Origin of the sequence: Sporolactobacillus laevolacticus DSM 442 (genome assembly GCF_000497245.1) — a bacterium.
Lineage (GTDB): Bacteria > Bacillota > Bacilli > Bacillales > Sporolactobacillaceae > Sporolactobacillus > Sporolactobacillus laevolacticus.
In genome coordinates, this window is the sequence record NZ_AWTC01000005.1 from 156783 (window position 1) to 168228 (window position 11446).

General features: G+C 43.8%; 9 protein-coding genes. 1 reads left to right on the plus strand and 8 read right to left on the minus strand.

Annotated elements, in window-relative coordinates:
• Nucleotides 1-106: 106 nt before the first annotated feature.
• From P343_RS26050 to rpoE, 6 genes are all read right to left on the minus strand, one after another.
• Complete coding sequence (locus P343_RS26050; protein WP_023509711.1) at nt 107-352, minus strand: type B 50S ribosomal protein L31; 246 nt, start codon at nt 350-352, stop codon at nt 107-109.
• Nucleotides 353-672: 320 nt separating this feature from the next.
• A complete protein-coding gene (gene rho / locus P343_RS26055; RefSeq protein WP_023509712.1) occupies nt 673-1944 on the minus strand; it encodes a transcription termination factor Rho in 1272 nt (423 codons plus the stop codon).
• A gap of 488 nt (nt 1945-2432) precedes the next feature.
• Nucleotides 2433-3728 (minus strand): UDP-N-acetylglucosamine 1-carboxyvinyltransferase, encoded by a 1296-nt coding sequence (locus tag P343_RS26060; protein WP_023509714.1) that lies wholly within the window; start codon nt 3726-3728, stop codon nt 2433-2435.
• A gap of 248 nt (nt 3729-3976) precedes the next feature.
• The gene (locus tag P343_RS26065; protein ID WP_023509715.1) at nt 3977-4384 is read right to left on the minus strand and encodes a response regulator; all 408 of its coding nucleotides are present in this window, start codon (nt 4382-4384) and stop codon (nt 3977-3979) included.
• 182 nt (nt 4385-4566) lie between these two features.
• Nucleotides 4567-6165 (minus strand): CTP synthase, encoded by a 1599-nt coding sequence (locus P343_RS26070; protein ID WP_023509716.1) that lies wholly within the window; start codon nt 6163-6165, stop codon nt 4567-4569.
• Between the two features lie 510 nt (nt 6166-6675).
• Entirely contained in the window at nt 6676-7137 is a 462-nt protein-coding gene (gene rpoE, locus P343_RS26080; RefSeq protein ID WP_023509718.1) for a DNA-directed RNA polymerase subunit delta, read from the minus strand.
• A 506-nt stretch (nt 7138-7643) separates the two neighbouring features.
• On the opposite strand from rpoE, the gene P343_RS26085 reads away from it, so the two are divergent.
• Complete coding sequence (locus P343_RS26085) at nt 7644-8906, plus strand: phospholipase D-like domain-containing protein (RefSeq protein ID WP_023509719.1); 1263 nt, start codon at nt 7644-7646, stop codon at nt 8904-8906.
• Between the two features lie 67 nt (nt 8907-8973).
• Here P343_RS26085 and argS read toward each other — a convergent pair whose 3' ends face one another.
• Together argS and P343_RS26095 are read right to left on the minus strand one after the other, a co-directional pair.
• Nucleotides 8974-10644: an arginine--tRNA ligase gene (gene argS / locus P343_RS26090; protein ID WP_023509720.1), complete on the minus strand. Its 1671-nt coding sequence runs from the start codon at nt 10642-10644 to the stop codon at nt 8974-8976.
• 210 nt (nt 10645-10854) lie between these two features.
• Nucleotides 10855-11289, minus strand: coding sequence for a YwiB family protein (locus P343_RS26095; protein WP_023509721.1), 435 nt, complete (start codon nt 11287-11289; stop codon nt 10855-10857).
• Between the last annotated feature and the right edge of the window lie 157 nt (nt 11290-11446).

Genomic DNA, 11446 nt, shown 5'->3' on the forward strand with positions numbered 1-11446 from the left:
TCAATATATAAAAAAGCCTGTCCTAGGTAAAACAAAAACGGCCAATTCCGCACCACTTTTGCATTGCACCGGAAATGCCGTTTTCTGTCTGGACTTCAAATAAATCTTATTTAAGATTATATTTCTGTTTAAACCGATCGACACGTCCGCCTTTGTCTGCAAATTTCTGACGGCCTGTATAGAATGGATGCGAATCGGAACTAATTTCGACTGTAATCAATGGATATTCGTTTCCGTCTTCCCATTGAACCGTTTGATTCGATGTCTTCGTTGAACCGCTCAAAAATTTAAAACCGGTACTTGCGTCCATAAATACAACTTTGTGATAGTCAGGATGGATGCCTGCTTTCATCTCATTCATCTCCTTTGCCCTGATTATTCTCTCAAACCAGAGTTTGATAGAGGATGTTCAAAATGTCCGGGAAAAATTGCTGTCGAATCTCTGCGTCAACTTGTTTCTCCGCTCCTCACGTATTTTGTGTATACGCTCCGGTGCTCGAAACTGCGTTTCCTTGATCTTCTCGGCCCTTTTTGTCCTCCCTTTTGAACTCACCCGTTGTGCATAACGCACAACGAGTATTATATCAGGACAATAGCGGGTTTGCAAGCAGCATTTTCCCTTGCAAATCTTCCTTTTGGCATATAACTATTGAGGCTTCCGTCAATCCCAAATTATTTAACCTGTACGCCGCCCTTTTTCTCCTTCTCAAAAAGGTCGAAAAATTCCTGATTGGTTTTCGTGTCTTTAATACGTTTATAAAAATGTTCTACAAATTCCTGTGATTCATCCATGGTCTTGCGCATCGTCCAAAGCTTATCCAGATGATCCTGATCCACAAGCAATTCTTCCTTACGAGTGCTGGAACGGCGAATGTCAATGGCAGGGAATACACGACGTTCAGCGAGACGGCGATCAAGATGCAATTCCATGTTTCCGGTACCTTTAAATTCTTCGTAAATCACATCGTCCATACGTGATCCTGTGTCAACTAAGGCAGTTGCAAGGATTGTTAGGCTTCCGCCTTCCTCGATGTTTCGAGCAGCACCAAAGAATTTTTTCGGTTTGTGAAAAGCAGCGGGATCAATACCACCGGACAATGTTCGCCCACTTGGCGGAATGACCAGGTTGTAAGCTCGTGCCAGACGGGTGAGGCTATCCATTAGGATAACAACATCTCGCTTATGTTCTACTAAGCGCATCGCCCGTTCAAGAACAAGCTCGGACACTTTAACATGATTTTCCGGGACCTCATCGAACGTTGAACTAACGACATCACCCTTAACCGAGCGTTCAATATCCGTTACTTCTTCCGGACGCTCATCAACAAGTAGAACAATTAATTCAACTTCAGGATAATTGACGGTGATGCTGTTGGCGATCTCTTTCAGCAACGTGGTCTTACCGGCTTTTGGAGGCGCAACAATCATCCCTCTTTGTCCAAAGCCGACCGGGGAGATCATATCAATAATCCGGGTCGAAAAATGTTCTCTCGTCGTTTCAAGAACCATGTGCCTGTTTGGGTAGAGCGGTGTAAGTGCAGGAAAATGCACCCGTTCCTTAGCTACATCTGGGTTTTCTCCATTGACAGCTTCAACCCGGAGCAAACCAAAATAGCGCTCATTTTCCTTTGGTGGACGTACTTTCCCCGTAACCTTGTCCCCATTACGTAGATCAAAACGGCGAATCTGTGAAGCGGAAATGTAGATGTCTTCAGAACTTGGTGAATAATTGATCGGGCGCAGGAAACCAAATCCCTCAGTCGGAATAATTTCCAATACACCTTCCATGAGCGATAGACCATCTTTTTCGGCTTGTTTTTTCAAAATTGAGAAAATCAATTCGCGTTTATTGAGCTTGCTATAATACGACACTTTATATTCTTTGGCGTGCTCGTATAATTCTTTAAGTTTCATATTTTCCAATTCTGCTAATGTTATCGGCATTATCGCACCACACTTTTTTAATTTATCATTAGTTTCTATATAAAGGCACACTTGTATAGAGCTGTATCTTTTGTTCTTTTTTTCGTAATCAAAGCCGGAAATTGCACAGAACTGTGCATCTGAGGGAGGGGAGGAATTAAGTTGAAAGAGCGCGACACGATAATCCGAGCGATTTCAAATCCTTCACGAATAAAGGCACAGTTTGAGAAAAATAATGACCTTTCAAAAACAACTGCATGCAATATTTTTTTCTTATCGTTATAAATAATTCTATCTCATTATTAGCATATTATGCCCTTTTAATCAACTATTATTAGAAACTTGGTCTATGGGTGGGGTTTAACAGACGTTTCCAGTATGTCCGGCCATTTAATCCGAACATTAGATTTAAACATAGCCTTCTATAAAAGAGCAAGATAATGTCCCTAAGCAGATACAAACGGATCCGCATAAAAGCAAAGGTGCTCTTATACGGATCCGCGTTACGGTTATTCCTGCTCTTTTATGCTGTCTCTGGCTTCTTCTTCAAGCATGGGTTCACGCCAAATCGTCGCGCCAATCTTTTGCAGTTTCTCCATAATATGGTCGTATCCTCGATCAATATGTTCAACACCGGCAATTTCGGTAATTCCTGCTGCCATCAGACCGGCAATAACAAGTGAAGCGCCGGCTCGCAGATCAGTTGCCCGCACTTTTGCGCCTTCGAGGTGAGTCGGGCCGCTCAATATAGCCGAACGTCCTTCCACCTTCACGTTTGCACCCATCCGGCGAAGTTCATCGATATGTTTAAAACGGGCGCCGTAAATGGTATCCGTAATGATGCTGGTTCCTTCTGCCTGTGTAAGCAAGCTGGTCAACGGCTGCTGGAGATCTGTCGGAAACCCTGGATATACAAGTGTCTTCACATCCGCACTTTTCAACTGAGCAACACTTCTCGAAATGAGAATCTGATCTTCACCGACTTGTATATCGGCGCCCATTTCCCTAAGTTTCGCTGTCAGTGATTCAACATGTTGGGGAATCACGTTGTCAATCAAAAGATTATCGCCCCTGGCTGCGCCTATAATCATGAATGTTCCTGCCTCAATACGGTCAGGAATAATCATGTGCCTGCACCCATGGAGATGCTCAACGCCTTCAATACGAATAACATCTGTCCCGGCTCCCTTAATTTTTGCGCCCATGCTGGTCAGAAGTGTGGCAACATCGATAATTTCCGGTTCTTTCGCTGCATTCTCAATAATGGTCTGACCCTCTGCTTTCACAGCAGCAAGCATAATGTTAATGGTGGCGCCAACGCTGACAACATCTAGATAAATGCGAGCCCCGTGCAAATCGTCCGCGCGCAAGTAAATGGCCCCCTGCTCGTTCGTCACTTTCGCGCCAAGTGCCTCAAATCCCTTAATATGCTGGTCAATTGGACGCGGACCCAAGTTGCATCCGCCTGGAAGGCCGATTACCGCTTTGCGGAACCTGCCGAGCATCGCTCCCATTAAATAATAAGAAGCTCGCAATCGTTTCACTGATCCGTTCGGAAGCGGCATGTCCACCATATTTCTTGGATCGACAACGAACGTATGATCATCAAAGGATACCGTACCGCCAACTTCACGCAATAACTTACAGAGCGTGCGCACATCTGAAATATCGGGAAGCTGGTCAATGGTAACTGGTGAATCAGCAAGAATGGTGGCCGGAATCAACGCGACAGCACTATTTTTCGCTCCGCTTATTTGAACAGTACCACTTAAGGTAGTGCCGCCTTCAATAAGTAATTTATCCATGGTCAGAATACTTCCTTTTCCTTTACATCAATTAGTAAGCGCCTATTCTGTAAACCTCACTTGTGAAAACAAACGGGCTAAACCATTATATGTACATCAACAAATAAATGTCCTGATAAGAAATAAAAAAACTGAACTTCTAAGAAAAATATCAAAGATCTAAACAATCAAACATTCTTTTAGCATTATAGCATAAACCGTCGAGAGGTGTCTTTGTCTGCGCACCGAAAAGATACTGTCTTACGATATCATCGATCACATTCGTTTTGAGGACATTCTTTTTCTACAGATGTGATTAACTCGTGAAGATCAAAAGGCTTTGAGAAATGCGACATGGCGCCGTTCCGCAATGCTTCCTTAACAATGTCGCTTTCGCCATAAGCAGTCATCACCATCACTTTTAGATCCGGTTTCACTTTTTTTATTTTTTTGAGAATCTCAAGTCCACTCATCCCCGGAATTTTCATGTCCAGCAATACCAGATCCACATTATTTTCTTCTATAATTTCTAGTGCCTGGTTGCCGTTAGACGCTGTCAATATGCTGTAGCCTTCCTTTTTAAACACTTCTTCAAGCAGCATTCTTATGCCTGCCTGATCATCGACGACCATGATCTTTGTCGCACGTTCTGCTGCTTCAGCAACTTCATTATTCATTATATTGCCCTCTTTCTCAAATATCTGCTCATACAGCATAGAAGGTTTTACGCATTAGACTTCTATAATTTGAAATGATATTCCTTCTTAATTGATGAATATAGAAATAAGAAGACCGGTAGTTGGATTCACCACCGGTCTTCTTATTTCTATTATCGCAGCTCCATTTTCAGAGCAAATCATTATTCATTTTCAAGAGATGCCTTAATGAAATCGTGGAACAATGGTTCTGGCCGTGTCGGACGAGACTTGAATTCCGGGTGGAACTGGCAAGCCACAAACCACGGATGATCTTTCAGCTCGATCATTTCAACTAGACGATTGTCCGGACTAAGTCCCGAGAAAACCATGCCTTGCTCCGCCATATTTTGGCGGTACTGGTTGTTGAATTCATAACGATGGCGATGACGTTGATAAATAATTTCTTCATCATACGCGTCAAACACCTTCGTATCTTTAGTGATTTTACACGGATAGAGTCCTAATCGTAGTGTGCCGCCTAAATCTTCAACATCCAATTGTTCTGGAAGGAGATCGATAATCGCCTCGTCCGCATCTTGATTGAACTCTGCAGAATCCGCACCATCCAAGCCCAGCACATGGCGGGCAAATTCAATTGTGGCCAACTGCATGCCAAGGCAAATACCGAAGAATGGCACTTTATGTTCGCGTGCATATTGAATGGCCAGAATTTTCCCTTCAATACCTCGATCTCCAAAACCACCGGGAACAATGATTCCCTGGCAATCCTTCAATTGATCCTCAACATTCTCCGGCAGCAGATCTTCAGAATTGATATATTGGACCTTCACTTCCGTATCAAAGCTGTATCCACCATGCTTGAGTGCTTCGACAACGGAAATATACGCATCCTGAAGTTCAACATACTTGCCGACTAAACCGATTTTTACGTGCTTTTTCGGATGAAGGACCTTGTCCACCAGATCATGCCACTGGCTCATATCCGCTTCACCCTTAGGCAAATCAAGCTTTTCGCAAACAATATCATCCAAATGCTGATTCTGAAGCTGCAGGGGAACCTGATAGAGTGTTTCTGCATCACGACATTCAATGACCGCCTCTTTATCAATATCACAGAAGAGGGCAAGCTTTGCTTTCATTTCTTCGGACACAGGAAGTTCTGTACGCACAACAATGACATTCGGCTGAATACCCAAGCTGCGCAATTCCTTAACGCTGTGCTGCGTCGGCTTCGTTTTCATTTCACCGGCGGCTTTAATATAAGGGATCAATGTACAGTGGATGTACAAGACATTATTCACGCCGACATCACTCTTAATCTGGCGAATCGCTTCTAGGAACGGGAGACTCTCAATATCACCAACTGTACCGCCGATTTCCGTAATGACCACATCTGCACCCGTGGTTTTCCCTGCGCGGAAGACGCGATCCTTGATTTCATTGGTGATATGAGGAATGACCTGCACGGTCCCTCCCAAATAATCACCACGACGTTCCCTCTTCAGAACAGTGGAATAGATTTTTCCGGTTGTCACGTTGCTGTTCTTGTTCAGGTTAATATCAATGAACCGTTCATAGTGGCCAAGATCGAGGTCGGTCTCAGCTCCGTCATCGGTGACAAACACTTCTCCGTGCTGATACGGACTCATCGTTCCGGGATCCACGTTAATGTATGGATCAAACTTCTGAATAGTCACTTTTAAACCACGGTTTTTCAAAAGCCGTCCAAGCGACGCTGCAGTAATTCCTTTTCCTAGAGACGAAACCACGCCTCCGGTCACAAAAATGTACTTCGTCATCCTTGTTGTTTTCCCCCTTTTTGAAAGGCTTTGTTAAATTGCTGTTGTTTTTTACCACTAGCCGCAGCTTCCGGTGCTCGCTTGCCGCGGGCGATCCGGGAGCCTCCTCGGACATGACATTTGTCTGCGGGGTCTCCCCTGGCTCGCAATCCCGCAGGCGTCTCGCACTCAGGCGGCTTCGTTTTTATAAAAAAAGCAACATTATATTTAAACACAGCCTTTAGAAAAATTGACAAAGCCAAGCTTATTGCACAGACATGAGTGATCATGGCAAAGGATCGCCATTCGTGGTCAATCGACCGGATTCGACCCGTTTTTCTTGCCTTTTTTTGTAAAAAAGCAAAAGCGGTACGCTCCCCTTTCGGAGGGCTCGCTTTTGCTTCAAAATTCGATTCTATTTATCGCCCTTTGCAATTCTAACAAACTTAAACGGCTGAATCAAGAGCACGATTTAGGAAAAATAGACCTGTTTTTGTCAGGTTTAGATGATGCATGCAAAAATCGCCAAACTTATTCTTCTTCGTCGTCAATGACAGCGTTTCTCTTGATTCGTTGAACATCATCATCTTCATAATCATCGTCGTCATTGATGTCTTCATCATCATTTTCATCTTCGTCGTCCTGATCAAGAACATCTTCATCATCGATATCTTCATAATCATCGAATCCATCGTCTGCAACTTTGTGTTTCTTGTGATGAGAGTCGCCCAGTGTTTTGGCAACATCATCTTCACGCTGTTCCAGTGGATACCAGTTACGCAATGCCCAAAGATTATGCCCGACGCTCAGAAAACGACCGTCAAGGATAAGCGTTGTATACAGTCGCGCTAACGACTCGCCGCCATCTGCTTCAATTTCGCCTTCTTTATAAACCATGTCCGTCAGTTCATAGAAGGTTTTCGGGTCTTTGCCTTGGGACAATATATCGTAGAATTGATCAACTTTTGCTTTTTCAACCGTGTGTTCTGTCAATGGAAACATCCTTTCCCTTTATCAATACTCTCGCCAAAAAATGCCTAGGTGCGGCCGACGGAATCTTGCCATTATGCCGGATATCCGCATACCAAGAAAAAATCCGTAAATCTTTTATCCAAAAAACGCATTTGGTAACCTGTACCAAGAAACGTTTGGAAAAACGCACACTAAGACTCATTGTAAAGTTATACATTAAATACAATAATCCGTTCATGGATTAAAATCAAGTCTAGATAAAGAAAAAATTGGTGAAACCAAGCCTCGCGCAGGCTGAGCTTCCACAGGATGTGGTGACTTCGACGTTGCTTACAGGACGTAAGCGAAGTTAGTCGAAGTTCCTCTTTCGTTACACTTATACTAGGTACCGCTACTCTCTTATATTTTATACATGCTTATTTGTACAAGAAAATAGTGGTTCAATCTTTTTTATTCATTTTTTTACCACTCTAATGATCAGCTAAAGATAATCCATTCAAGATACATTCGCGAAAATGGGATATATTATGAACAAGACAATCATTATGCAGGCCTATCCGATCGGAGGACATGTGATGCACCTTGTATTCAACACACTATTCATTATTCTGGCGCTTGCCATTTTAATCCCTGTAGCCATTTTGGTCGATATCTTCTCAGGACAAAAAGCCAAACATCCGCTTAATCCTGATCGCAAACCGGTAGCAGGTTTTAACCATTTCCATTATTTCACGAACGGCCATGAGCTTTTTGAGGATATGAAACAAAGTATCAGTCATGCCAGGCACCACATTCATCTTTCCTTCTTTATCTTTACTGCCGATGAAATCGGAAACGAATGGTTGCAGTTGCTGAAAAAGAAGGCAGGTGAGGGCGTCGAAGTCCGGTTGCTTGTCGATAGCCTTACCGGCTTAGGCTTGCGAAAAAAAAGAGCGGAATTAGCTAAAGCCGGTGTCAACCTCGCTTTTTCAGGAAAAGTCACTTTTCCGTTCACCTTCTACTACCTGAACCGTCGTAACCACCGAAAAATTATGGTTATTGATGGCGAGATCGGGTATTTTGGCGGTTTTAATGTAAGCCGAGATTATATCGGCCGTCGGCCAGAAAGAGGAGCGTGGCATGATAATCACATAAAGCTACTCGGTGAAAGCGTTCATGAACTGCAGCGCCAGTTTCTCGAAGACTGGAAGACAGCCACTAAAAGTGATTTGATGAATAACGAGACCTATTTTCCAACAGTTGAGAAAGGTCCGTCGCAATTGACATTGATTGCAACTGACGGCAAGCAGATTGAAGATTATTTCGTTGAAAAATTAAGTAGCGCCAAAGTTTCCATCGTGATCGGATCCCCTTATTTCGTGCCAAGCAAGAAACTGATGGATGCGCTCATGGATCGGTTGAGCTGCGGTATCAAGCTGACCATCCTTTTACCAAAGAAAAAAGACCACATATTAGTGCAGCCTGCATCATTTTTGTATCTAAAACCGCTTGTTCAAAAAGGTGCCCGGTTGTTCCATTTTTATCAAGGCTTTTATCATTCGAAGATCTTTGTTGTTGACCGAAAACTATGCTATATCGGCACAGCAAACTTTGACCAGCGCAGTTTATTTTGGAACGACGAACTATCCGGTTTTACTGATGATCCTGTACTTATCCGGCATGCACTTCAGAAACTGGAAAAGGAAATTGAAAACTTGTCTATGCCTGTTACATTGGATCAAATTGAAAACCGTTCACCACTTGATAAACTAAAATCGCTCTGCTGCGGATGGTTCAGCTTCTTCCTGTAAAACGGATTATGATCAGCACACTAAAAAACAGCTCCCGACTCGGAAGCTGTTCTTTATATGTCATAAGTTACATTTTTTCAGGTGCGTCGACGCCGATTAATTCCATTCCGTTCTTCAGTGTGATGCGTACGGCCTTCATTAGCGCCACTCGGGCCTTGCTTAATGCTACATTGCTCTCGTCGAGTACTTTTTCCGCATTATAGAAACTATGCAAGCAAGAGGCAAGATCGAATAGATAGGCAGGGACGTGCTGGATTGCAAGCTTTGCCGCGCTGTCGGCGACAACTGCAGGGAAATCGCCCAATTTTTTCAGTAGATCGACTTCTTTCTCACCGGAGAGCAAGTTTAAATCTAGGTCTGCAATATGATCATGTTCAAAGTTTTCAGCACGTTTCAGCATGCTGCTGATTCGCGCATACGCATATTGAACGTAATACACCGGATTCTCGTTTGAATGTGAAATGGCAAGATCCAGATCAAAATCAAGATGGCTGTCCGAGCTGCGCATTGCGAAGAAATAACGAGCAGCATCAACACCGACATCTTCCATCAATTCACGCATCGTCACAGCTTTTCCGGTACGCTTGCTCATCTTCACCTTCTCGCCGTCTTTAAAAAGATTAACAAGCTGAATGATCTGAACCGTTAACTGATCCGGATCGTAACCTAGCGATTGAATGGCTGCTTTTAACCGCGGCACGTAACCATGGTGATCCGCGCCAAACACATCAATCAGCTGTTCGTAACCACGATCGAGTTTATCCTTGTGGTAAGCGATATCCGGCATGAAGTACGTATAACTGCCATCGGACTTGACCAGAACACGGTCTTTGTCATCCCCATATTCAGAAGTTTTCAGCCACAAAGCGCCGTCCTTTTCATACGTTTCGCCTTTATTTTTCAGAAAATCAAGAGCCTCTTCAACCTTGTGCTCCTCATAAAGGGATCGTTCCGAGAACCATTGATCAAAATGCACGCGAAAATCTGCAAGGTCTTTCTTAATGCCGCGCATTAGATGTTCGACACCAAAGTTGCGGAAGAAACGGATTCGTTCTTCTGTCGGTTTCGACGAGAGTGAATCCCCATATTGGGCAATCAGCTGTTTTGCCAACTCAATGATATCTTTGCCGTGATAGCCATTTTCAGGAATTTCCGCATCTCTTCCTAGTTCTTGTAAATAACGCGCTTCAATAGAAACCGCCAGATTCGTGATCTGGTTTCCGCCGTCATTAATGTAATATTCCGGAACAGCATGATAACCTGCTTTGTTCAGCAATTTGCATAAAGCGTCGCCAACCGCTGCCCCGCGGCCATGGCCCAAATGCAAGCTTCCGGTTGGGTTCGCAGAGACGAATTCAACCAAGACTTTCTTGCCTGCTCCACTTTCTGAAGCGCCATAACCGTCACCCGCTTCAATAATAGTTGGAATGAGATCCGTTAAATACTGATTATCAAGAAAAAAGTTAATAAAACCAGGTCCTGCAATCTCGATCTTGCGAATATGACCCTTCTCTTTGTCAAAACTGCTGATTAATTCTTCGGCAATCTTTCTCGGCGCCTTTTTCGCGATCCGCGCGAGTTGCATGGCCATATTTGCAGCAAAGTCGCCATGCGCTTTATCCTTCGGGACTTCAAGTACCACATCCGGAACCTGCTCCGGTTCTGCCAGTCCCGCTTTAATGACTGCGTTAATAATTTCTTCCTTCAACTGATTCTTGACTTGTTCAACAATCGTCATCTTATAACCTCCAAAAAATCGTGCTTGCTCATGTCGTACACTATTTTGTCAATTTGGCTTTATTCATAGATAGTGTTGACCAACGCGAAATTCACTCGCATCAACAGGCGCGACCGCGTGCGATCCCGCGAGCCTCTCTAAACAACAGTAGAAATGAACAGAACCATCTATTTAAAAGCTCCGCAAGCCGCACCTTTCTATGCGCAGCCTTTAATTAACCATGTAGTGATAATCAAGCGTCAGTTTTCCCACTGACTGTCCTTGCATATTCAGTTCATAAACAAGATGAACCGATCCTGAATTTCCGGACGAATCGGAAACTGTTTCTATTTTCTCGGCGGTTGCCTTTGTTTCCATGAGACCAAATGCTGTTTCGTACGTTCCATCCATTGTTGTTCCAAGCAACAACGGCTGCCTCATCGGCAACGCACCTTTGCGCAGGATGAGCGCCTCATTTCCACTTATTCTTACTGTATAATCAGCCGGGCCAACGTCAGCAATCTTATCGCTAAAACTTAAATACAGGCTGGAACCGCTCACACCAATCCGCCCGCGGAGGACAGCCGTTGTTTTTTGTTCCTGATCCGATTGCCCATGTCCGTTCATCCGGCTTGTAAATACAATCTCGGCGTTACGCGTTTTCATTCAGCCGCCTTCCTTCATGACCGCATGTCCCCATACTTATACTACTATAAAATATTGACTATCTCTGAGCAAGGTTAACTCCACTATTTTTCCAAGGATTCTATTTTTTTCTTACATTTATACCTGAATTCGCCCCTTTCAGTCCTCAATGTTTAGA